A 19,148-nucleotide genomic window follows, 5' to 3' on the forward strand; every position below is an offset into this window, starting at 1 on the left:
AAAACTATGAGTCAAAGCAACTCCCTCGGGTTGCTGGGACGCAAGGTTGGGATGATGCGTTTGTTCACCGACGACGGCGATGCAGTGCCCGTCACGGTGGTCGACGTGTCCAACAACCGCGTGACCCAGGTCAAGACCCAAGAGAACGACGGCTACGTCGCTCTGCAAGTGACGTTCGGCGCACGCCGTGCATCGCGCGTGACCAAGCCGCAAGCCGGCCACCTTGCCAAGGCAGGCGTGGAAGCCGGTGAAATCATCCAGGAATTCCGCGTGACGGCCGATGCCGCTGCGAAGTTCGCAGCCGGCGCAACCCTGCCCGTCGCTGAGCTCTTCACCGTGGGCCAGAAGGTGGACGTGCAAGGCACGACCATCGGCAAGGGCTTCACCGGCACGATCAAGCGTCACCATTTCGGTTCGCAGCGCGCATCGCACGGTAACAGCCGTTCGCACAACGTGCCGGGCTCGATCTCCATGGCGCAGGATCCGGGCCGCGTGTTCCCGGGCAAGAAGATGTCGGGCCACCTCGGCGACGACACCGTCACCACCCAAAACCTCGACGTGATCCGCGTCGACGAAGCCCGTCAACTGCTGATGATCCGTGGCGCCGTGCCCGGGTCCAAGGGCGGCTTCGTCACGGTGCGTCCGGCCATCAAGGCCAAGACTGAAAAGGGAGCGAACTGATGCAGCTCGAACTCCTGAACGACCAAGGCCAGGCCGCGTCCAAGGTGGACGTGCCCGACACCGTGTTCGGTCGTGACTACAACGAAGACCTGGTGCACCAGATCGTCGTGGCCTACCGCGCCAACGCCCGCCAGGGCACGCGTGCGCAGAAGGACCGCGAGCAGGTCAAGCACTCGACCAAGAAGCCTTTCAAGCAAAAGGGTACGGGTCGCGCACGTGCCGGTATGACGTCCTCGCCGCTGTGGCGTGGGGGCGGTCGGATTTTCCCGAACATGCCGGACGAGAACTTCACCCAGAAGATCAACAAGAAGATGTACCGCGCCGGCATGGCGTCCATCTTCTCGCAGCTGGCCCGCGAAGGCCGCCTGGCTGTCGTTGAATCGCTGACGGTGGATTCGCCCAAGACCAAGGCACTGGCCACGCGCCTGAAGGCCTTGAACCTGGCCTCTTCGGTCATGGTCATCGCCGACGAAGTCGACGAGAACCTGTACCTGGCCTCCCGCAACCTGGCCAATGTGCTGGTTGTCGAGCCGCGCTACGCCGACCCCGTGTCGCTGGTGCATTACAAGAAGGTCCTGGTGACCAAGGCTGCCATGGACAAACTCAAGGAGATGTTCGCATGAGCTCCTCCAAGACGACGCAATTCGACGAAGGCCGTCTGATGCAGGTGCTGGTTGCGCCTGTCGTCTCCGAGAAGGCCACCATGGTCGCCGAGAAGTCCAACGCGGTCACCTTCAAGGTGCTGCAGGACGCGACCAAGCACGAGATCAAGGCCGCAGTGCAACTGCTGTTCAAGGTCGAGGTCAAGGGCGTGTCCGTGGTCAACACCAAGGGCAAGACCAAGCGCTTCGGCAAGTCCATCGGCCGCCGGGACAACGTGCGCAAGGCGTACGTGACCCTGCAACCGGGCCAGGAACTCCAACTGACCGGGGAGGCTGCATAACATGGCCGTCATCAAGATGAAGCCCACCTCGCCAGGCCGTCGCGGCATGGTGAAGGTGACGCGCGACCACCTGTACAAGGGTGCTGCGCACGCGCCGCTGCTGGAACCGCAATTCCAGAAGGCCGGCCGCAACAACAACGGGCACATCACGACCCGTCACAAGGGTGGTGGCCACAAGCACCACTACCGTGTCGTGGACTTCGTGCGCAACAAGGACGGCATCCCGGCCAAGGTCGAACGCGTCGAGTACGACCCGAACCGTTCCGCCCACATCGCCCTGGTGTGCTACGCCGACGGCGAGCGCCGCTACATCATCGCCCCGCGCGGTGTTGAAGTCGGTGCGACGCTGCTGTCGGGCGCCGAAGCGCCGATCCGCGCTGGCAACACGCTGCCGATCCGCAACATCCCCGTCGGTTCGACGATCCACTGCATCGAGCTGCAGCCGGGCAAGGGTGCGCAGATCGCGCGTTCTGCCGGTGCTTCGGCCACGCTGCTGGCCCGCGAATCCGCCTACGCCCAGGTGCGTATGCGTTCGGGCGAAGTGCGCAAGATCCACATCGAGTGCCGCGCCACCATCGGTGAAGTTGCCAACGAAGAGCACAGCCTGCGCCGTCTGGGCAAGGCCGGTGCCACCCGCTGGCAAGGCATCCGTCCGACCGTTCGTGGCGTTGTCATGAACCCGGTGGACCACCCGCACGGTGGTGGTGAAGGCAAGACTGGCGAAGGCCGCCATCCTGTCGACCCGTGGGGCAACCTGACCAAGGGCTATCGCACCCGCAACAACAAGCGCACGCAGGTGATGATCGTGTCGCGTCGCAAGAAGTAAGGGATAGCACATGACCCGCTCTCTCAAGAAGGGTCCCTTTGTGGACCATCACCTGGTTGCCAAGGCCGACAAGGCCGTGACCAACAAGGACAAGAAGCCGATCAAGACCTGGTCGCGTCGCTCCATGATCCTGCCCGAGTTCATCGGTCTGACGATCGCCGTGCACAACGGCAAGCAGCACGTTCCGGTCTACATCACCGACCAGATGGTCGGTCACAAGCTGGGCGAGTTCGCACTGACCCGTACCTTCAAGGGTCACCCTGCGGACAAGAAAGTCCAGAAGAAGTAAGGAATGACCATGGAAACACGTGCAGTCCTGCGGGGTGTCCGTCTGTCGGTCGACAAGGGTCGTCTGGTGGCGGACCTGATCCGCGGCAAGAAGGTGGATCAGGCGCTGAACACGCTGCAATTCACGCAGAAGAAGGCCGCTGTCATCATCAAGAAGGTGCTGGAGTCCGCGATCGCGAACGCCGAGCACAACGACGGTGCCGACATCGACGAGCTCAAGGTCAAGACCATCTATGTCGAGCAAGGTGCGACGCTCAAGCGTTTCACGGCGCGCGCCAAGGGCCGTGGCAACCGCATCAGCAAGCCGACGTGCCATGTGTACGTGACGGTTGGCAACTAAGAAGTCTGGAAAGCTATGGGACAGAAAATCCATCCGACCGGCTTCCGCCTTGCGGTGAGCCGCAACTGGTCCAGCCGTTGGTACGCCAGCAACAATGACTTCGCCGGCATGCTGGCCGAAGACATCAAGGTGCGCGAGTACCTGAAGGCCAAGCTGAAGAACGCGTCGGTTTCGCGCGTGCTGATCGAGCGCCCCGCCAAGAACGCCCGCATCACGATCTTCTCGGCACGTCCGGGCGTCGTGATCGGCAAGAAGGGCGAGGACATCGAGAACCTCAAGCGCGAACTGGCCAAGCAGCTGGGCGTGCCGGTGGCCGTCAACATCGAAGAAGTGCGCAAGCCCGAAATCGATGCCAAGCTGATCGCCGACAGCATCACCCAGCAGCTGGAAAAGCGCATCATGTTCCGCCGCGCCATGAAGCGCGCGATGCAGAACGCGATGCGTCTGGGCGCCCAGGGCATCAAGATCATGTCCGCCGGTCGTCTGAACGGCATCGAAATCGCCCGTACCGAGTGGTATCGCGAAGGCCGTGTGCCCCTGCATACGCTGCGCGCGGACATCGACTACGGCGTGTCCGAAGCCAAGACCACCTACGGCGTCATCGGCGTCAAGGTCTGGGTCTACAAGGGTGACACCCTGGGCCGTGGCGATGCACCCGTGGTGCAGGAGCCGCGTGCCGAGGAAGAGCGTCGTCCGCGTGGCCCGCGCCGCGATGGCCGCCCGGGTGAGCGCCCTGCCGGCCGTGGCCCCCGCCGCGACGGTGGTGACCGCCCCAATGAAACCGCAGGCGCAAATGCGCCGAAATCTACCGTTCAGCGCGTCCGCAAGGTAGCCGCGCCGGCCGCTGGTGCGACCGACGGTAAAGGAGAGTAATCATGTTGCAACCCGCTCGCCGCAAATACCGCAAAGAGCAAAAGGGCCGTAACACGGGCATCGCCACGCGCGGTAGCTCGGTCGCCTTTGGCGACTTCGGCCTGAAGTGCACCGACCGCGGCCGCCTGACGGCACGCCAGATCGAGTCGGCCCGTCGTGCGATCTCCCGTCACGTGAAGCGTGGCGGCCGCATCTGGATCCGCGTGTTCCCGGACAAGCCCATCTCGCAAAAACCCGCCGAAGTCCGGATGGGTAACGGCAAGGGCAACCCCGAGTACTACGTGGCCGAAATCCAGCCCGGCAAGATCGTGTTCGAAATCGTCGGTGTTCCCGAAGAGCTCGCCCGCGAAGCGTTCCGCCTGGCTGCCGCCAAGCTGCCGCTGCGCACGACCTTCGTGACGCGCATGATTGGCCAATGAGCGAGGAAACCTGAATGTCCAAGATCACGGAATCCCGCAAGAACCTGCACGCCAAGGACGCAGCCGGCCTCGAAGCCGAAGTCAAGGCACTGCAGAAGGCCCATTTCGGTCTGCGCATGCAAAAGGGCACGCAGCAGCTGAACAACACCGCGACGTTGCGCAGCACGCGCCGCGAAATCGCGCGCGCCAAGACCATCCTGGTGCAAAAGCGCAGCGCCGATGCGGCTGCGAAGTAAGGAGTAGCACGATGACGGAAGCCAAACCCTCCCTCAAGCGCACTCTGATCGGCAAGGTCGTCAGCGACAAGCGCGCCAAGACGGTGACGGTGCTGATCGAGCGCCGCGTCAAGCACGAGCTCTACGGCAAGATCGTGGGCAAGTCGAGCAAGTACCACGCCCATGACGAAAAGGGCGAGTACAAGACGGGTGACACCATCGAGATCACCGAGAGCCGGCCGATCTCCAAGACCAAGACCTGGGTTGCGACCCGTCTGGTCCAGAAGGCCCCCGAGCTGTGATGGCTTGCCGGTGACCCCGGCAAAGGACCCCTGAAAAACGGCCCACAATGTGGGCCGTTTTTGTTTTTCAATCCCCAAGAGGAGAACGCACATGATCAAAGTCGGCGACAGCCTGCCCAGCGCCACGCTGATGGAGTATTCCGAGGTCGAAGGCGAGGGCTGCAGCATTGGCCCGAACGCGGTCGACGTGGTCAAGGCCAGTGCAGGCAAGACGATCGCGCTGTTCGCACTGCCGGGCGCCTTCACGCCGACCTGCTCGGCCAAGCATGTGCCGGGCTATGTCGAGAACCAGGCCGCGCTGCAGGCCGCCGGCGTGGACGAGATCTGGTGCGTGAGCGTGAACGACGCCTTCGTGATGGGCGCGTGGGCGCGCGATCAGAAGACCGCGGGCAAGGTGCGCATGTTGGCCGACGGCAGCGCCGACTTCGCCAAGGCCACTGGCCTGACGCTGGACCTGACGGCGCGTGGCATGGGCCTGCGCAGCAACCGCTACTCGATGCTGGTCAAGGACGGCAAGGTCGCCGCGCTGAATGTGGAGGCCCCCGGCAAGTTCGAGGTCAGCGACGCCGCCACGCTGCTCAAGCAGGCCCAGGGCTGATGGCCGCGGGGCCGGGCTCGCTCAGAGTTCGGCCTTGAGGTAGTGCGCGCCCGCGATCGGGTTGTGGTAGTAGGGCGGCACTTCCTCGAACCCCAGTTCCTCGTACAGCGCGCGCGCGGCTTCCATGTCGTCCAGGGTGTCGAGCAGCACGCAGCCATAGCCGGCACGGCGCCCAGCGTCCAGGGCCAGCTCTGCCAGTTGCCGGCCCAGGCCGAAGCCGCGGAAGGCCTTGCGCACATACAGGCGTTTCATCTCGCAGGCGTTGGCGTAGTCCGCGTCGTCCAGTGGCCGCAACGCGCAGCAGCCGGCCACGGCGTCATCGACCAGTGCCAGCAGCAAGGTGCCGCGCGGAGATGCATAGACCCCGGGCAGTGTGGCGAGTTCGGCATCGAATTGCTGGAACTGAAGATCCACGCCGAGGCTGGCGGCGTACTCGGAGAAGATTTCACGTGTTGCGTCCAGCAGCGCAGGGTCGTCGGGCTGGATGATGCTGATCTTTGGCATCGGCAGTCGGGCAGGCGAGGGCACGGCCCAGTGTAGCGACTCGTGCCCCATGCCCCAAGCCGGAGCCTGTCGGGAGGCGTCAGGCCTCGGCCAGCAGCTTTTCGATCAGGCGGTGCAACTCGGCGAAGTCGGGCTCGCCCACGTAGCGCTTGACGATCTCGCCGCGCTTGTTGACGACGAAGGTCGTGGGCGTCAGCTGGATGTCGCCCCAGGCCTTGGCCACGCTGCCGGTGTTGTCGATGGCGACGCGGAACGGCAGCTTGCGCGTCTCGGCGAAGTTCACGACATAGCTGGGCGGGTCGTACTGCATGGCGACGGCCAGCGTGTCGTAGCCCTGCGCGCTGTACTTGTCGTGGGTGGCGATGATGCGCGGCATCTCGGCCACGCAGGTCACGCAGCTCGTGGCCCAGAAGTTGACCAGCGTGACGCGGCCCTTCATGGCCTGCGTGTCCACCGTGCTGCCATCAAGCAGCACGTACCTGGCATCCGGTGCCGGCGTCGAGGCCGCCATCACGTGGTAACCGAATGCGCCGGCGGCCAGCAGGACGGCGACGGCAGCGAAGGAGTAGAGCTTTTTCATGGCGGTGGGGAGCGGACCGGAAGAGCGACTCGGCAATGGCGGAAAAGTTCTGTGGACAGGCGCGTTTCAGCGCGCATGTGCCCGCGACAGGCCGTACAGCAGCGTGCTGGCCAACTGGCTGCGCAGATTGTGCAGCGTCAGGCTGTCTTCGCGCATCCACTGGGTCAGCGAGGCGCTGGCTGCGTCCTGTGCGATTTCGATCCAAGGAATGTCGGGTGCCGCCGCCTGAAGCTCCTGCTGCAGGCGCTGCGTCGCGGCGTCGATGTTGCGGGCGTCCACCAGGACGAGGTCGGCCCGGGTCTGCGCGAACTGGCGCTTTGCCGCAGTGCCGGTCGCAACCCAGTCGACCAGGGCGCCGAGGCTTTCGCAGACATGCTCGACCTCCAGGCGCACCACCTCGTGCCGCGTGATCAGCAGCACGCGCTGGTGTTGCAGCGGCACGGCCGCGCTCCCCACCAGCGAATCCTGGCTGGTGAGCAGGTCTCCGGGCAAGGGGTCGGCCGCGACCTCGTGCAGCTGCGGCAAGCCCAGTGTCAGCACCGTCTCGTCGCCGTGGCGCTGGTGCGCCAGGCGGGTGCCCGTCACACGTGCCAGCGTCTCCAGCAGATGCCAGGACAGGCGCTGCCGCGTGTCCGGCCCGGTGGGGGCGGCGCCGTCTGCACGCAGGCGCAGGCGCAGCAGCGCGATCGCCATGTCGCCCGAGGCATCGAGCGAGACCGTCAGCCGGTGGTCGGGCCGGGTGCACCAGGCGATGGCGGCATCGAGGAGGCATTGCAGCAGTGCGGCGTCGATGGCCACCCAGGCCGGCGATGCGCTGTGCTGGCGCACCTGCACGCGGTGGTGTTGCAGGCTGGGCATCTGCCGCGCCAGCGCCTGCGACACGAGGATGTCCAGGCGTTGCGCCGCGCCGGTGGGTGCACGCAGCGGCTCGGCCAGTGTTGCCAGCTGCCGGCTCTGCTGCGCGACCAGAAGCCCGTCTTCCACCGCGGCGCCGAGCCGCTGCAACTGGGCGCGGGCGATCTTGCCGCTGCGCAGGAACTCCTGGACGATGGCGTGTGCTTCTTCCATCGGCGGGCCGAGTGCGTCGCCGACCGCGCCGGCCAGGCTGGCATGGGCGCGCGCCGTCCTCGCTGCCGGCGCTGGCGGGTGCGGCGGCAAGGGCGGCATGCCGGGCATTGCCGGCTCGGAGTCTGCGTCGTGGGTCATGGACAGCCATTCAGTTTAATGGGCCGAACACCTGGTGCACGCGCTCGATAATCCGCGCCATGACGCGCACCCGCCCCTGGTCTCTGGCACTGCTGACGGCCGTGCTGCTGGCCTGCAGCCCCGCGTTGAACTGGCGGGAGGTCCGCATCGAGGGCATGCCGCTGCGCATACTGCTGCCCTGCAAACCCGACCGCGCCGAACGCGAGGTCACGATGGGTGGGCGCCAGCTGCCGCTGCGCATGCTGGGCTGCGATGCCGATGGAGCGACTTTCGCGGTCTCGCATGTGCAGCTGCCGTTTGCCGCAGGGCTGGACGCAGCCCCGTTGCTGGCGGGCTGGAAGGCCGCCGTACTTGCCCATGTGCAAGCCCATGCCGAGGTGGAGCAGGCCTGGGCCCCGTCTGGCGTGGGGATCCTGGGCGCGGGCCTGCACCTGCGTGCCGAAGGGCGCAGGGCCGATGGCGCAGCCGTTGCCGTGCATGCGGTGTGGTTCGCCACGGCCGATGCGGCAGGCTTGCATCTCGTGCACGGCGTTGTCTTCGCGCCGCAGGCGCGCGCCGAGGTGGCCGAGAGCTTTTTCTCCGGTTTCGCGCCGGCACCATAATCCTGCAGTCATGACCGGCATCCTGATCGTCGCCCATGCGCCGCTGGCGCACGCACTGCGCCAGTGCGCATTGCACGTATTCCCCGACTGCGAGCGCGGCGTGCAGGCGCTGGATGTTCTGCCCCATGTGTCTCCCGACGAGACTTTCGGCGCGGCCCGCATCGCCATGGCGCAGATGGGCAATGCACCCATCCTGGTGCTGACCGATGTGTTCGGCGCCACGCCCTGCAACGTGGCCCAGCGGCTGGTCGACGGCGTGCGCAGCAAGCTGGTGGCGGGCGTCAACCTGCCCATGCTGTTGCGCACGGTGAGCTACCGGCACGAGCCGCTGGAGGCGCTCGTCGCGCGTGCCCTGGTGGGCGGCACGCAGGGCGTCATGCAGGTGGCGATCACAGCGCCGCAGAACCAGGCAAGGAAGAGGAATGATCAAAGCCACCACGAGCATCAACAATAAGCTCGGGCTGCACGCCCGCGCGTCCGCCAAGCTGACCAAGCTGGCGGGCAGTTTTCCGTGCGAAGTCTGGATCGCCAAGGGCGAGCGGCGCGTCAATGCCAAGAGCATCATGGGCGTGATGATGCTGGCCGCCGGCCTGGGCAGCACCGTGGTGATCGACACCGACGGGCCGCAGGAGCAGGAAGCCATGGACGCCGTGCTGGCGCTGATCGCCGACAAGTTCGGCGAAGCCGCGTGAGCTCGGCGATGCGGGGCATGCGGTGACCTTCTCCCTGCACGGCCTGCCGGTGGCCCGCGGGGTGGCAATCGGCCGCGCGGTGCTGATGGCGTCCAGCCGCGTCGAGGTGGCGCACTACTTCATCGAGCCTGAGCGCATTGCCGGCGAGATCGACCGGCTGCGCGCCGGCCGCAACGCCGTCATCGACGAGCTGCACCGGCTGCAGTTGAGCGTGGCCCAGATGGGCCCCAACGACGCGCCGCACGAGCTGTCGGCGATGTTGGATGTGCACCTCATGCTGTTGCAGGATGAGGCACTGACCAGCGGCGTCAAGCACTGGATCACCGACCGCCTGTACAACGCCGAATGGGCGCTGACCACGCAGCTGGAGATCATCGCGCGCCAGTTCGACGAAATGGAGGACGAGTACCTGCGCGAGCGCAAGGCCGACCTCGAGCAGGTCGTCGAACGCATCCTGCGCTACATGAAGGGCGTGGCCTCGCCCGTGGCGCCGCCTACCGCCCCACGCCGCAAGACCCAGCAGGACCTGCTGCTGGACGACACCGTGGACGTGCCGCTGGTGCTGATCGCACACGACCTGTCGCCGGCCGACATGTTGCAGTTCAAGCAGAGCGTGTTCGCGGGCTTCGTGACCGATGTCGGCGGCAAGACCTCGCATACGGCCATCGTGGCGCGCAGCATGGACATCCCGGCGGTGGTCGGTGCGCGCGCGGCCAGCCAGCTGGTGCGCCAGGACGACTGGGTCATCATCGACGGCGATGCCGGCGTGGTCATCGTCGACCCCTCGGCCATCATCCTGGCCGAGTACGGCTTCAAGCAGCGTCAGGGCGAGCTCGAGCGTGAACGCCTGGCGCGCCTGCGCCACACCCCGGCCATCACGCTGGACGGCGAGCGCATCGAACTGCTGGCCAACATCGAGATGCCCGACGACGCGCCAGGCGCCTTCAAGGGCGGGGCCGCCGGTGTCGGCCTGTTCCGCAGCGAGTTCCTGTTCATGGGCCGCCAGGGCCATCTGCCCGACGAGGAAGAGCAGTACCAGGCCTACCGCCGCGCTGTGCTGGGCATGGAGGGCTTGCCGGTCACGATCCGCACGGTGGACGTGGGCGCCGACAAGCCGCTGGACCGCGCGGCCAAAGACGATGCGCACCTGAACCCTGCACTGGGCCTGCGCGCGATCCGCTGGAGTCTGGCCGACCCGGCCATGTTTCGCACCCAGTTGCGGGCCATCCTGCGCGCCGCCGTGCACGGCCCGGTGCACCTGCTGATCCCCATGCTGGCCCATGGCAGCGAAATCCGGCAGACGCTTTCGCTGATCGACTTCGCGCGCGCCGAGCTCGACAACCGCGGCGCGGCCTACGGCACGGTGCTGCTCGGCGCCATGATCGAGGTGCCGGCCGCTGCGCTGACGGTGCGGCTGTTCCTCAAGTACTTCGACTTCCTGTCGATCGGCACCAACGATTTGATCCAGTACACGCTGGCCATCGACCGCGCCGACGAATCGGTGGCCCATCTGTACGACCCGCTGCACCCGGCCGTGCTGCGGCTGCTGGCCGACACCATCGCGGAATGCCGCGCCCAGGGCAAGGGCGTCAGCGTGTGCGGCGAGATGGCCGGTGATGTGCAGTTCACACGGCTGCTGCTGGGCCTGGGCTTGCGCAGCTTCTCCATGCACCCCGCTCAGATCCTGGCGGTCAAGCAGGAGGTGCTGCGCGCCGATGCCGGCAAGCTGGCGGCCTGGGCGCAGCAGGTGCTTGCGGCCGACGACCCGGCCGCGTTGCTGGCGAAGGGCTGATCGCCCTTCCCGTCCTCAGTGGGCGGCCAGCACGTGGCCGGCCTGCTGGTCGGCGTGGTAGCTGGAACGCACCATGGCGCCCACGGCGGCGTGGCTGAAGCCCATCTTGTAGGCCTCTTCCTCGAACATCTTGAAGGTGTCCGGGTGCACGTAGCGGCGCACCGGCAGGTGGCTGGTACTGGGCGCCAGGTACTGGCCGATGGTCAGCATGTCGATGTCGTGTGCGCGCATGTCGCGCATGACCTGCAGGATCTCTTCGTCGGTCTCGCCCAGGCCGACCATGATGCCGCTCTTGGTCGGAACGTGGGGGTGCAGGGCCTTGAACTTCTTGAGCAGGTTCAGGCTGAACTGGTAGTCGCTGCCGGGGCGGGCCTGCTTGTACAGGCGCGGCGCGGTTTCCAGGTTGTGGTTCATCACGTCCGGCGGGGCGGCCTTCAGGATCTCCAGTGCGCGGTCGTCGCGGCCGCGGAAATCGGGCACCAGGATCTCGATCTGAGTGCTCGGCGACAGCGCGCGCGTCTGGCGGATGCACTCGACGAAGTGGCCGCTGCCGCCGTCGCGCAGGTCGTCGCGGTCCACGCTGGTGATGACCACGTACTTGAGCTTGAGCTTGGCGATGGTCCTGGCCAGGTTCAGCGGCTCGTCGGCATCGAGCGGGTCGGGGCGGCCGTGGCCGACATCGCAGAATGGGCAGCGCCGCGTGCACTTGTCGCCCATGATCATGAAGGTGGCCGTGCCCTTACCGAAGCATTCGCCGATATTGGGGCAGGAGGCTTCCTCGCAGACCGTGTGCAGGTTGCTCTCGCGCAGGATCTGCTTGATCTCGTAGAAGCGCGTGGTCGGCGAGCCGGCCTTGACGCGGATCCAGTCGGGCTTCTTGAGCGTCTCGGCCTGCTCGACCTTGACCGGGATGCGCGAGAGCTTGGCCGCGGCCTTCTGTTTGGCGGATGCGTTGTAGCTGGCGGCGTCTTGCGCGTCGCGGACGACTTCGGTGCTGCTCATGGCGGTCAGGGGGCGAGGTGGGTGGCGAGCTTGTCGCTCAGCACCGACGCCGCTTCGTTCCAGGTGATGGGGAGGCCGATTGTAGAAAGGTCCACCGTCTGCAGCCCGGGATAGCCGCAAGGGTTGATGCGGCCGAAGGGCTCCAGGTCCATGGCCACGTTGAGCGCCACGCCGTGGTAGGTGCAGTGCCGGCTGACCTTGATGCCCAGCGCGGCGATCTTTCCCAGGCCGATGAAGCGCGGCTCTTCGCCGTCAGGCGTCGGTTCCAGGCGTGCATGGCCGAAGGGGTCGTCCATGCGCACATAGATGCCCGGTGCGCCGCGCACGCGGTGGCCGGTCACGCCGAAGTGGGCCAGCGTGCGCAGCACGGCCTCCTCGATGCGGTGCACGTACTCCTTGACGTAGTAGCCGCCACGCTGCAGGTCGATCAGCGGATAGGCCACGACCTGGCCGGGCCCGTGGTAGGTGGCCTGGCCGCCGCGGTTGGTGGCCAGTACCGGGATGTCGCCCGGCAGCAGGATGTGCTCGGGCTTGCCGGCCAGGCCTTGGGTGAACACGGGCGGGTGTTCGCAGACCCAGAGGGCGTCGGGCGTGTCGGCGCTGCGTGCGGCCGTGAAGGCCTGCATCTCGGCGCAGACAGCTGCGCAGTCGGTCAGGCCACGCTGTTCGATGCGGATCGCGGACACGCGCCTACAGCACCACCTTGACCATGGGGTGCGTGCTCAACGTGCGGTAGAGCTCGTCGAGTTGCTCGCGCGAGGTGGCGGTCACCGTGACCGTCACGCCCAGGTAGTTGCCGCCCTTGCTCTCGCGCAGCTCGACCGTGCTGGCGTCGAATGCCGGATCGAACTGGCGCGCGATGGCGGTCACGGCGTGCACGAAGCCATCGGCCTTGGTGCCCATGACCTTGATCGGGAACGGCGAGGGGTAGTCGATCAGCGAATCCTTGCGCGCTTCGGGTTGCGGGGTGTCGGGAATGTCGTTCATGGCTTGGATTCCTATTCGGCGCGGGCCTTGGCCTGCTGGTAGAGCGCGTACAAGTGGGTGTAGATGGGGCCGGGTCGGCCGTTGCCAACGGGGTGGCCGTCCAGCTGCGTGACGGGCAGCACTTCCTTGCTGGCCGAGGACAGCAGCACCTCGTCGGCGGCGAAGACCTCGTCGCGTGTGATCGCGCGCAGCGAGAACGCGATGCCGGCTTGGCGGCACAGCTGTTCGATCACGCCGTAGCGGATGCCGCGCAGCACCAGTTCGTCTGGCGTCACGCCACTGAGCCGGCCGTCCTGCACGATCCAGACGTTGCTGGCCGAGGCCTCGCTGAGCAGGCCGTCGCGGAACATCACGGTCTCGGTTGCGCCCACCTGTGCGCTGATCTGGCGCGCCAGCACCGCGCCCAACAGGCTGGTGCTCTTGATGTGGGCCTTCTTCCAGCGGAAGTCCTCGGCCGTCACGCAGGCCACGCCGGCGGCACGGGCTGCATCGGACACCGGCTTCATGGGGTTGAGCATCGCGAACACGGTCGGCGTGAGGCCGTCCGGGATGGTGTGCTCGCGCATGGCGACGCCGCGGGTGACCTGCAGGTAGAGCGCCTGCAGCGGCGCGGGAGGGCAGGCCGCCAACAACTGCTCGGCGATGCCGCGCCAGGTGGCTTCGTCGTGTGGATTCGGGATGCCGATCTCGGCCAGCGAGCAAGCCAGCCGCGCCATGTGCGCGGCGAAGCCGAACAGCCGCCCGCCATAGACCGGCACCACCTCGTAGATGTCGTCGCCGAAGATGAAGCCACGGTCGAGTACGCTGACCTTGGCGTCACGCAAGGGCAGCAATGCACCGTCAAGATGGCACAGCAAATCGGGGAGCGTGGCGGAGGTCATGGGGGCGCAAATGCAACGCCGCAAGCGTGAAGCTTTCGAGCGTCAGGGGTTTCTACGTATAATAAGTGGCTTTGCGAAATTCTCGGGGGAGGCTTCACAAGCTGCAGCAGATGGCGCCCAGGCGCTGCCCGCCGCGCGGCCTGGAAGTACAGCGCAGCAGGAGCCATAACAAATGAACCAACAAGCTCTTGCATCCGAGATGGACGCTGAAGTCGCAGATTTCAAGCCCTTGACCGCCGAAGAGGCGCAACGCTTGCGCGACGCAAATCCCGTGCTCTCGCCCTGGTGGGTGATTGCGGCCCAGGTGGGTGTGGGTGTGCTCGTGTCGGCCATTGCGCTGTTGTGGGTGCGCGAGTGGTCGGCCGCCTGGTCCGCCTTGTATGGCGCACTGGCGATCGCCCTGCCTGCCGCCCTGTTCGTGCGGGCCATGCGCATCACGCCCGCGAATTCGCAGGCAGCGATGCTGCGGTTCGCGGTCTGGGAGATGGTCAAGCTGGGCCTGAGCGTGCTGATGCTCGGGGTGGCCTGGTGGTTGATCGCAGACCTGCACTGGCTGGCCATGCTGGCCGGTGTAGTGGCTGCACTGAAGATGTATTGGCTGGCCCTGGTGGCTCGGCCGAAGTTGTTGAAAACGGAACTGAAGAGACCTTGAAGATGGCCGCTGAAGGACACGCACCGACCGCAAGTGAGTACATCGTCCACCACTTGCAACACTGGCAGGTGGACTGGGCTCTCAATCCCGTGAAGCAGACGGCCATCGTCGACTTCAATGTCATCAACCTGGATTCCGTCCTCTATTCCTTGCTGCTGGGCGTGATCGGCTGCTTCGTGATGTGGCTGGCCGCGCGCAAGGTGTCGTCGGGCGTGCCCGGCCGCTTCCAGGCCGCGGTCGAGATCCTGGTCGAGATGGTCGACAACCAGGCCAAGGCCAACATCCACAACGCGCAGAGCCGCAAGTTCATCGCCCCGCTGGCGCTGACCGTGTTCGTCTGGATCTTCCTGATGAACGCCATGGACATGCTGCCGGTCGACCTGCTGCCGAGCGCCTGGACCCATGTCTACGGCGCGCTGGGCCACGATCCGCACCACGCCTACATGCGCGTCGTGCCGACCGCCGACCTGTCGACCACGCTGGGCCTGTCCACGTCCGTGCTGTTCCTGTGCTTCCTGTACAGCATCAAGATCAAGGGTCTGGGTGGCTGGGGCCACGAACTCATCACCGCTCCCTTTGGCGCCCACCCCGTGCTGTGGCCCATCAACCTGCTGATGCAGGCCATCGAATATCTTGCCAAGACCGTCTCGCATGGCATGCGGTTGTTCGGCAACATGTATGCAGGCGAACTGGTGTTCATGTTGATTGCCCTGATGGGTGGCGCCATGGCCTTCAGCTTCTCCGGCATGGCACTCACGGTGGGTCACGTGGTCGCTGGCTTCATCTGGGCGGTGTTCCACATCCTCGTGATCACGCTGCAGGCTTTCATCTTCATGATGCTGACGCTCATCTATCTGGGCCAGGCGCATGAGGCTCATTGAGCCCGCGGTTTAAATCTCGTTTCTTTTCTCTTGCCTTTTCATTTATCTAAGGAGTCATCATGGCAAACGTTCTCGGTCTCGTCGCTCTGGCTTGTGGTTTGATCGTCGGTCTCGGCGCGATCGGTGCATCCATCGGTATCGCCCTGATGGGTGGCAAGTTCCTCGAGTCCTCGGCCCGCCAGCCTGAACTCATGAACGACCTGCAAACCAAGATGTTCATCTTGGCTGGTCTGATCGACGCGGCTTTCCTGATCGGCGTGGCCATCGCCCTGCTGTTCGCTTTCGCCAACCCGTTCATCGCTGCACTGCCCGCCGCCTGATTTTGCGTCCGACGCCCCAGCCTAGAGTAGAGGAGTGTTGACGTGAGTATCAACGCAACCCTGTTCGTTCAGGCCGTCGTCTTCCTGCTACTGGTGCTGTTCACGATGAAGTTCGTGTGGCCGCCCATTGCGAAGGCGCTGGATGAACGGGCACAGAAAGTCGCAGCCGGCCTGGCGGCCGCTGAAAAGGCCAAGGCCGAACTCAGCTCTGCCAACCAGCGTGTCGAACAGGAACTGGCAGCCTCGCGCAACGAGACCGCCGGCCGCCTGGCCGATGCCGAGCGCCGCGCCCAGCAGATCATCGACGAGGCCAAGAGCCGCGCCGCGGAAGAGGCCGCCAAGATCGTGGCCGCCGCGCGCGACGAGGCCGAGCACCAGACCGTGCGTGCACGCGAGGCCCTGCGCGAGCAGGTCGCCGTGCTGGCCGTCAAGGGTGCCGAGCAGATCCTGCGCAAGGAAGTCAATGCCGGCGTGCACGCAGACCTGCTGCAACGCCTGAAGACGGAACTCTGAGGAACGCCATGGCCGAACTCGCGACCATTGCGCGTCCCTATGCAGAGGCCTTGTTCAAGGCCAGCGCGTCCGACCTGAACGGCGCGCAGGCCTGGCTGGACCAGCTGGCGGCAGTGGCCGCCCAGCCGGAACTGCTGCATGTCGCTGCCAACCCCAAGGTCACGCCTGCCCAGGTGTTCGACCTGATCGCCGGCTTGGTGCCGCAGGGCCTGCCCGAAGCGGGCAAGAACTTCCTGCGCGTGCTGATCGACAACGATCGCCTGGCTGCGCTGCCCGAAGCGGCGGTGCAGTTCCGGTCGTTGAAGAACGCCGCCACGGGCGCATCCGACGCGGTGGTCTACAGCGCCTTCCCGATCGATGCGCAGGCGCTGCAGGAAGTCTCGGCCACGCTGGAACAACGCTTCGGCCGCAAGCTGACGACCCGGGTCGAGATCGATCCGGCACTGATCGGCGGCATCCGTGCCGTGGTCGGTGACGAGGTGCTGGACACCTCGGTCAAGGCCCGCCTGGAACAGATGAAAGCTGCGCTCACCGCTTGATGCGGTTGGCGACGGTGTCTCCCAATATTGAATAAGGAAAGAGTCATGCAGCTCAATCCCGCAGAAATTTCCGAACTGATCAAGAGCCGCATCGAAGGTCTCGGCGTCAGCGCCGACATCCGCAACCAGGGCACCGTGGTCTCCGTGACCGACGGCATCGTGCGCGTGCACGGCCTGTCGGACGTGATGCAAGGCGAAATGCTGGAGTTCCCCGCCACCCCCAGTGGCGCGCAGACCTTCGGTCTGGCCCTGAACCTGGAGCGCGACTCCGTCGGCGCGGTGATTCTGGGCGAGTACGAGCACATTTCCGAAGGCGACACCGTCAAGTGCACCGGCCGCATCCTGGAAGTGCCGGTCGGCCCCGAGCTGGTCGGCCGCGTGGTCAACGCGCTGGGCCAGCCGATCGACGGCAAGGGTCCCGTCAACGCCAAGATGACGGACGTGATCGAGAAGGTCGCCCCTGGCGTGATCGCCCGCAAGTCGGTCGACCAGCCCATGCAGACCGGCCTGAAGTCCATCGACTCCATGGTGCCCGTCGGCCGCGGCCAGCGCGAGCTGATCATCGGCGACCGCCAGACCGGCAAGACCGCCGTGGCGATCGACGCGATCATCAACCAGAAGGGTCAGAACATGACCTGCGTCTACGTTGCGATTGGCCAGAAGGCTTCGTCGATCAAGAACGTGGTGCGCGCACTGGAGCAAGCCGGCGCGATGGAATACACCATCGTCGTGGCCGCTTCGGCTTCCGAATCCGCTGCCATGCAGTACCTGTCGGCCTACTCGGGCTGCACGATGGGCGAGTACTTCCGCGACCGCGGCGAAGACGCGCTGATCGTCTATGACGACCTGTCCAAGCAGGCCGTGGCCTACCGCCAGGTCTCGCTGCTGCTGCGCCGCCCGCCAGGCCGCGAAGCCTACCCCGGCGACGTGTTCTACCTCCATAGCCGTCTGCTCGAGCGCGCCGCCCGCGTGAACGCCGACTATGTGGAAGCCTTCACCAAGGGTGAAGTCAAGGGCAAGACAGGTTCGCTGACGGCACTTCCGATCATCGAAACGCAGGCCGGCGACGTGTCCGCCTTCGTGCCGACCAACGTGATCTCGATCACCGACGGCCAGATCTTCCTGGAAACGTCGTTGTTCAACGCCGGCATCCGCCCCGCCATCAACGCCGGTATCTCGGTGTCGCGCGTGGGTTCGTCGGCCCAGACCAAGATCATCAAGAACCAGTCCGGCGGTATCCGTACCGACCTGGCCCAGTACCGTGAACTGGCTGCGTTCGCGCAGTTCGCCTCCGACCTGGACGAAGCCACCCGCAAGCAGCTGGACCGCGGTGCCCGCGTGACGGAACTGCTCAAGCAGGCCCAGTACGCGCCGCTGCCGATCAGCCTGATGGGTGCCACGCTGTTCGCCGTGAACAAGGGCTTCATGGACGACATCGACGTCAAGAAGGTGCTGCCGTTCGAGCATGGCCTGCATGCCTACCTGAAGGACAAGAACGCCGCCCTGCTGGCCAAGCTGGAGTCGACGAAGGCCCTGGACAAGGACGCGGAAGCCGAGCTGTCGGCCGCCATCGGCGCGTTCAAGAAGTCCTTTGCCTGATCACCTGAGCAAAGGAGTCTTGCATGGCTGCTGGTAAAGAGATTCGCGGCAAGATCAAGTCGGTCGAGAACACCAAGAAGATCACCAAGGCCATGGAAATGGTCTCGGTGTCCAAGATGCGCAAGGCCCAGGAACGGATGCGCGCTGCGCGTCCGTACGCCACCAAGATCCGCGACATCGCGGCCCACCTTGGCGAGGCAAATCCCGAGTACACGCACGCCTTCATGAAGACGAACGAAGCCAAGGACGTTGGCTTCATCGTGGTGACGACCGACAAGGGCCTGTGCGGTGGTTTGAACACCAACCTGCTGCGTCTGCTGACGGGCAAGCTGCGCGATGTGCAGGCCGCCGGCGGCACGCCGCTGACGGTGGCCATCGGTGGCAAGGGCCTGGGCTTCCTGAACCGCATGAACGCCAAGGTCGTCGCCCACGTGACGCACCTGGGCGACACGCCGCACCTGGACAAGCTCGTCGGTCCCGTCAAGGTGCTGCTCGATGCGTACGCCGAAGGCAAGCTCGGCGCGGTCTACCTTTGCTACACCCGCTTCATCAACACGATGAAGCAGGAGTCGGTGATCGAGCCGCTGCTGCCGCTGTCGAACGCCAAGCTCAGCGACGAGGCCAAGGCCGAAGCCAAGCCGAGCACGCACAGCTGGGATTACATCTACGAGCCCGACGCGCAATCCGTCATCGACGAACTGCTGGTCCGGTACGTGGAGGCGCTGGTCTACCAGGCCGTGGCCGAGAACATGGCGTCGGAGCAGTCCGCGCGCATGGTGGCCATGAAGTCCGCGACCGACAACGCCGGCAATGTGATTGCCGAGCTCAAGCTGGTCTACAACAAGTCGCGTCAGGCGGCGATCACGAAGGAACTCTCCGAGATCGTCGCGGGTGCTGCTGCGGTCTGACGTCC

Annotated in this window: 29 protein-coding genes; 22 read left to right on the plus strand and 7 right to left on the minus strand. The window is 65.7% G+C overall.

The features are described from left to right. The first annotated feature begins 6 nt into the window (after window positions 1–6). The 11 genes from rplC to ACSQ4M_RS09265 all read left to right on the plus strand — a co-directional run bounded on the left by rplC (window position 7) and on the right by ACSQ4M_RS09265 (window position 5,485). A complete protein-coding gene (gene rplC / locus ACSQ4M_RS09215) occupies window positions 7–681 on the plus strand; it encodes a 50S ribosomal protein L3 (RefSeq protein WP_056901435.1) in 675 nt (224 codons plus the stop codon). Continuing rightward, window positions 681–1,304 carry a 50S ribosomal protein L4 gene (gene rplD / locus ACSQ4M_RS09220; RefSeq protein ID WP_056667653.1) on the plus strand — a complete coding sequence of 208 codons (624 nt, stop codon included), beginning with the start codon at window positions 681–683 and terminating at the stop codon, window positions 1,302–1,304. The genes rplC and rplD overlap by 1 nt, the downstream gene beginning before the upstream one ends. Further along, the gene (gene rplW / locus ACSQ4M_RS09225) at window positions 1,301–1,624 is read left to right on the plus strand and encodes a 50S ribosomal protein L23 (RefSeq protein ID WP_056901434.1); all 324 of its coding nucleotides are present in this window, start codon (window positions 1,301–1,303) and stop codon (window positions 1,622–1,624) included. The genes rplD and rplW overlap by 4 nt, the downstream gene beginning before the upstream one ends. A 1-nt stretch (window position 1,625) precedes the next feature. Beyond that, window positions 1,626–2,450, plus strand: a complete 825-nt coding sequence (gene rplB / locus ACSQ4M_RS09230) for a 50S ribosomal protein L2 (protein ID WP_326541275.1) — start codon at window positions 1,626–1,628, stop codon at window positions 2,448–2,450. Between the two features lie 10 nt (window positions 2,451–2,460). Beyond that, window positions 2,461–2,739, plus strand: a complete 279-nt coding sequence (gene rpsS, locus ACSQ4M_RS09235; RefSeq protein WP_271232859.1) for a 30S ribosomal protein S19 — start codon at window positions 2,461–2,463, stop codon at window positions 2,737–2,739. Between the two features lie 9 nt (window positions 2,740–2,748). Further along, window positions 2,749–3,078: a 50S ribosomal protein L22 gene (gene rplV / locus ACSQ4M_RS09240; RefSeq protein ID WP_056667645.1), complete on the plus strand. Its 330-nt coding sequence runs from the start codon at window positions 2,749–2,751 to the stop codon at window positions 3,076–3,078. 15 nt (window positions 3,079–3,093) lie between these two features. Beyond that, window positions 3,094–3,951 (plus strand): 30S ribosomal protein S3, encoded by an 858-nt coding sequence (rpsC, locus tag ACSQ4M_RS09245; RefSeq protein ID WP_436189280.1) that lies wholly within the window; start codon window positions 3,094–3,096, stop codon window positions 3,949–3,951. A gap of 2 nt (window positions 3,952–3,953) precedes the next feature. Next, window positions 3,954–4,370 (plus strand): 50S ribosomal protein L16, encoded by a 417-nt coding sequence (gene rplP, locus ACSQ4M_RS09250; protein ID WP_056667638.1) that lies wholly within the window; start codon window positions 3,954–3,956, stop codon window positions 4,368–4,370. Window positions 4,371–4,384: 14 nt separating this feature from the next. After that, window positions 4,385–4,606, plus strand: coding sequence for a 50S ribosomal protein L29 (gene rpmC, locus ACSQ4M_RS09255; protein ID WP_056667635.1), 222 nt, complete (start codon window positions 4,385–4,387; stop codon window positions 4,604–4,606). A gap of 11 nt (window positions 4,607–4,617) precedes the next feature. Continuing rightward, the gene (gene rpsQ / locus ACSQ4M_RS09260) at window positions 4,618–4,887 is read left to right on the plus strand and encodes a 30S ribosomal protein S17 (RefSeq protein ID WP_436189281.1); all 270 of its coding nucleotides are present in this window, start codon (window positions 4,618–4,620) and stop codon (window positions 4,885–4,887) included. 91 nt (window positions 4,888–4,978) lie between these two features. Then, a complete protein-coding gene (locus tag ACSQ4M_RS09265) occupies window positions 4,979–5,485 on the plus strand; it encodes a peroxiredoxin (RefSeq protein WP_436189282.1) in 507 nt (168 codons plus the stop codon). A 21-nt stretch (window positions 5,486–5,506) separates the two neighbouring features. Here ACSQ4M_RS09265 and ACSQ4M_RS09270 read toward each other — a convergent pair whose 3' ends face one another. The 3 genes from ACSQ4M_RS09270 to ACSQ4M_RS09280 all read right to left on the minus strand — a co-directional run bounded on the left by ACSQ4M_RS09270 (window position 5,507) and on the right by ACSQ4M_RS09280 (window position 7,775). Continuing rightward, window positions 5,507–5,989: a GNAT family N-acetyltransferase gene (locus tag ACSQ4M_RS09270; protein WP_436189283.1), complete on the minus strand. Its 483-nt coding sequence runs from the start codon at window positions 5,987–5,989 to the stop codon at window positions 5,507–5,509. A gap of 79 nt (window positions 5,990–6,068) precedes the next feature. Further along, entirely contained in the window at window positions 6,069–6,569 is a 501-nt protein-coding gene (locus tag ACSQ4M_RS09275; RefSeq protein WP_436189284.1) for a TlpA family protein disulfide reductase, read from the minus strand. Between the two features lie 66 nt (window positions 6,570–6,635). Beyond that, entirely contained in the window at window positions 6,636–7,775 is a 1,140-nt protein-coding gene (locus tag ACSQ4M_RS09280; protein WP_436189285.1) for a hypothetical protein, read from the minus strand. A 59-nt stretch (window positions 7,776–7,834) separates the two neighbouring features. Between ACSQ4M_RS09280 and ACSQ4M_RS09285 the strand changes: the two genes are divergently transcribed. The 4 genes from ACSQ4M_RS09285 to ptsP are packed head-to-tail and all read left to right on the plus strand — an operon-like array spanning window position 7,835 to window position 10,861. After that, window positions 7,835–8,377 (plus strand): hypothetical protein, encoded by a 543-nt coding sequence (locus tag ACSQ4M_RS09285; RefSeq protein WP_436189286.1) that lies wholly within the window; start codon window positions 7,835–7,837, stop codon window positions 8,375–8,377. 10 nt (window positions 8,378–8,387) lie between these two features. Beyond that, window positions 8,388–8,831, plus strand: coding sequence for a PTS sugar transporter subunit IIA (locus ACSQ4M_RS09290; RefSeq protein WP_056667614.1), 444 nt, complete (start codon window positions 8,388–8,390; stop codon window positions 8,829–8,831). Continuing rightward, window positions 8,800–9,069: an HPr family phosphocarrier protein gene (locus ACSQ4M_RS09295; protein ID WP_436189287.1), complete on the plus strand. Its 270-nt coding sequence runs from the start codon at window positions 8,800–8,802 to the stop codon at window positions 9,067–9,069. The genes ACSQ4M_RS09290 and ACSQ4M_RS09295 overlap by 32 nt, the downstream gene beginning before the upstream one ends. Window positions 9,070–9,091: 22 nt before the next feature. After that, complete coding sequence (ptsP, locus tag ACSQ4M_RS09300) at window positions 9,092–10,861, plus strand: phosphoenolpyruvate--protein phosphotransferase (protein ID WP_436189288.1); 1,770 nt, start codon at window positions 9,092–9,094, stop codon at window positions 10,859–10,861. A gap of 15 nt (window positions 10,862–10,876) precedes the next feature. Here ptsP and lipA read toward each other — a convergent pair whose 3' ends face one another. Genes lipA through ACSQ4M_RS09320 form a run of 4 tightly spaced genes read right to left on the minus strand, consistent with a single transcriptional unit; the run spans window position 10,877 to window position 13,731 of the window. After that, window positions 10,877–11,863 carry a lipoyl synthase gene (lipA, locus tag ACSQ4M_RS09305; RefSeq protein WP_436189289.1) on the minus strand — a complete coding sequence of 329 codons (987 nt, stop codon included), beginning with the start codon at window positions 11,861–11,863 and terminating at the stop codon, window positions 10,877–10,879. Window positions 11,864–11,868: 5 nt separating this feature from the next. Next, the gene (lipB, locus tag ACSQ4M_RS09310; protein WP_436193986.1) at window positions 11,869–12,540 is read right to left on the minus strand and encodes a lipoyl(octanoyl) transferase LipB; all 672 of its coding nucleotides are present in this window, start codon (window positions 12,538–12,540) and stop codon (window positions 11,869–11,871) included. 13 nt (window positions 12,541–12,553) lie between these two features. Continuing rightward, window positions 12,554–12,850: a YbeD family protein gene (locus ACSQ4M_RS09315; protein ID WP_436189290.1), complete on the minus strand. Its 297-nt coding sequence runs from the start codon at window positions 12,848–12,850 to the stop codon at window positions 12,554–12,556. A gap of 11 nt (window positions 12,851–12,861) precedes the next feature. Further along, a complete protein-coding gene (locus tag ACSQ4M_RS09320; protein WP_436189291.1) occupies window positions 12,862–13,731 on the minus strand; it encodes an aminotransferase class IV in 870 nt (289 codons plus the stop codon). Window positions 13,732–13,903: 172 nt separating this feature from the next. Here ACSQ4M_RS09320 and ACSQ4M_RS09325 point away from each other — a divergent pair, with 172 nt between their 5' ends. The 7 genes from ACSQ4M_RS09325 to atpG are packed head-to-tail and all read left to right on the plus strand — an operon-like array spanning window position 13,904 to window position 19,143. Then, window positions 13,904–14,383, plus strand: a complete 480-nt coding sequence (locus tag ACSQ4M_RS09325; protein ID WP_436189292.1) for an ATP synthase subunit I — start codon at window positions 13,904–13,906, stop codon at window positions 14,381–14,383. Between the two features lie 2 nt (window positions 14,384–14,385). Then, entirely contained in the window at window positions 14,386–15,264 is an 879-nt protein-coding gene (gene atpB / locus ACSQ4M_RS09330) for a F0F1 ATP synthase subunit A (protein WP_114467751.1), read from the plus strand. 59 nt (window positions 15,265–15,323) lie between these two features. After that, a complete protein-coding gene (atpE, locus tag ACSQ4M_RS09335; protein WP_056667590.1) occupies window positions 15,324–15,584 on the plus strand; it encodes a F0F1 ATP synthase subunit C in 261 nt (86 codons plus the stop codon). Between the two features lie 42 nt (window positions 15,585–15,626). Continuing rightward, entirely contained in the window at window positions 15,627–16,097 is a 471-nt protein-coding gene (locus tag ACSQ4M_RS09340) for a F0F1 ATP synthase subunit B (protein ID WP_436189293.1), read from the plus strand. 8 nt (window positions 16,098–16,105) lie between these two features. Further along, the gene (locus tag ACSQ4M_RS09345; protein ID WP_436189294.1) at window positions 16,106–16,636 is read left to right on the plus strand and encodes a F0F1 ATP synthase subunit delta; all 531 of its coding nucleotides are present in this window, start codon (window positions 16,106–16,108) and stop codon (window positions 16,634–16,636) included. A 45-nt stretch (window positions 16,637–16,681) separates the two neighbouring features. Further along, window positions 16,682–18,235, plus strand: coding sequence for a F0F1 ATP synthase subunit alpha (atpA, locus tag ACSQ4M_RS09350; RefSeq protein ID WP_436189295.1), 1,554 nt, complete (start codon window positions 16,682–16,684; stop codon window positions 18,233–18,235). 23 nt (window positions 18,236–18,258) lie between these two features. After that, window positions 18,259–19,143 carry a F0F1 ATP synthase subunit gamma gene (gene atpG, locus ACSQ4M_RS09355; protein WP_436189296.1) on the plus strand — a complete coding sequence of 295 codons (885 nt, stop codon included), beginning with the start codon at window positions 18,259–18,261 and terminating at the stop codon, window positions 19,141–19,143. Window positions 19,144–19,148: the final 5 nt, after the last annotated feature.

Origin of the sequence: Pseudorhodoferax sp. LjRoot39 (assembly GCF_964253035.1) — a bacterium.
GTDB lineage: Bacteria > Pseudomonadota > Gammaproteobacteria > Burkholderiales > Burkholderiaceae_C > Pseudorhodoferax.

What these genes read in the sequence shown, in the direction of transcription:
- ACSQ4M_RS09320 (WP_436189291.1), bottom strand. Translation starts at nt 13,731, where the DNA reads ATGACCTCCGCCACGCTCCCCGATTTGCTGTGCCATCTTGACGGTGCA.
- rplB (WP_326541275.1), top strand. Translation starts at nt 1,626, where the DNA reads ATGGCCGTCATCAAGATGAAGCCCACCTCGCCAGGCCGTCGCGGCATG.
- rplD (WP_056667653.1), top strand. Translation starts at nt 681, where the DNA reads ATGCAGCTCGAACTCCTGAACGACCAAGGCCAGGCCGCGTCCAAGGTG.
- atpE (WP_056667590.1), top strand. Translation starts at nt 15,324, where the DNA reads ATGGCAAACGTTCTCGGTCTCGTCGCTCTGGCTTGTGGTTTGATCGTC.
- rpsS (WP_271232859.1), top strand. Translation starts at nt 2,461, where the DNA reads ATGACCCGCTCTCTCAAGAAGGGTCCCTTTGTGGACCATCACCTGGTT.
- rpsC (WP_436189280.1), top strand. Translation starts at nt 3,094, where the DNA reads ATGGGACAGAAAATCCATCCGACCGGCTTCCGCCTTGCGGTGAGCCGC.
- ACSQ4M_RS09285 (WP_436189286.1), top strand. Translation starts at nt 7,835, where the DNA reads ATGACGCGCACCCGCCCCTGGTCTCTGGCACTGCTGACGGCCGTGCTG.
- rplP (WP_056667638.1), top strand. Translation starts at nt 3,954, where the DNA reads ATGTTGCAACCCGCTCGCCGCAAATACCGCAAAGAGCAAAAGGGCCGT.
- rplC (WP_056901435.1), top strand. Translation starts at nt 7, where the DNA reads ATGAGTCAAAGCAACTCCCTCGGGTTGCTGGGACGCAAGGTTGGGATG.
- rplV (WP_056667645.1), top strand. Translation starts at nt 2,749, where the DNA reads ATGGAAACACGTGCAGTCCTGCGGGGTGTCCGTCTGTCGGTCGACAAG.
- atpG (WP_436189296.1), top strand. Translation starts at nt 18,259, where the DNA reads ATGGCTGCTGGTAAAGAGATTCGCGGCAAGATCAAGTCGGTCGAGAAC.
- rplW (WP_056901434.1), top strand. Translation starts at nt 1,301, where the DNA reads ATGAGCTCCTCCAAGACGACGCAATTCGACGAAGGCCGTCTGATGCAG.
- atpB (WP_114467751.1), top strand. Translation starts at nt 14,386, where the DNA reads ATGGCCGCTGAAGGACACGCACCGACCGCAAGTGAGTACATCGTCCAC.
- ACSQ4M_RS09315 (WP_436189290.1), bottom strand. Translation starts at nt 12,850, where the DNA reads ATGAACGACATTCCCGACACCCCGCAACCCGAAGCGCGCAAGGATTCG.
- ACSQ4M_RS09280 (WP_436189285.1), bottom strand. Translation starts at nt 7,775, where the DNA reads ATGACCCACGACGCAGACTCCGAGCCGGCAATGCCCGGCATGCCGCCC.
- ACSQ4M_RS09290 (WP_056667614.1), top strand. Translation starts at nt 8,388, where the DNA reads ATGACCGGCATCCTGATCGTCGCCCATGCGCCGCTGGCGCACGCACTG.
- ACSQ4M_RS09345 (WP_436189294.1), top strand. Translation starts at nt 16,106, where the DNA reads ATGGCCGAACTCGCGACCATTGCGCGTCCCTATGCAGAGGCCTTGTTC.
- ACSQ4M_RS09325 (WP_436189292.1), top strand. Translation starts at nt 13,904, where the DNA reads ATGAACCAACAAGCTCTTGCATCCGAGATGGACGCTGAAGTCGCAGAT.
- lipA (WP_436189289.1), bottom strand. Translation starts at nt 11,863, where the DNA reads ATGAGCAGCACCGAAGTCGTCCGCGACGCGCAAGACGCCGCCAGCTAC.
- ACSQ4M_RS09270 (WP_436189283.1), bottom strand. Translation starts at nt 5,989, where the DNA reads ATGCCAAAGATCAGCATCATCCAGCCCGACGACCCTGCGCTGCTGGAC.
- atpA (WP_436189295.1), top strand. Translation starts at nt 16,682, where the DNA reads ATGCAGCTCAATCCCGCAGAAATTTCCGAACTGATCAAGAGCCGCATC.
- ACSQ4M_RS09295 (WP_436189287.1), top strand. Translation starts at nt 8,800, where the DNA reads ATGATCAAAGCCACCACGAGCATCAACAATAAGCTCGGGCTGCACGCC.
- ACSQ4M_RS09265 (WP_436189282.1), top strand. Translation starts at nt 4,979, where the DNA reads ATGATCAAAGTCGGCGACAGCCTGCCCAGCGCCACGCTGATGGAGTAT.
- rpsQ (WP_436189281.1), top strand. Translation starts at nt 4,618, where the DNA reads ATGACGGAAGCCAAACCCTCCCTCAAGCGCACTCTGATCGGCAAGGTC.
- rpmC (WP_056667635.1), top strand. Translation starts at nt 4,385, where the DNA reads ATGTCCAAGATCACGGAATCCCGCAAGAACCTGCACGCCAAGGACGCA.
- ACSQ4M_RS09275 (WP_436189284.1), bottom strand. Translation starts at nt 6,569, where the DNA reads ATGAAAAAGCTCTACTCCTTCGCTGCCGTCGCCGTCCTGCTGGCCGCC.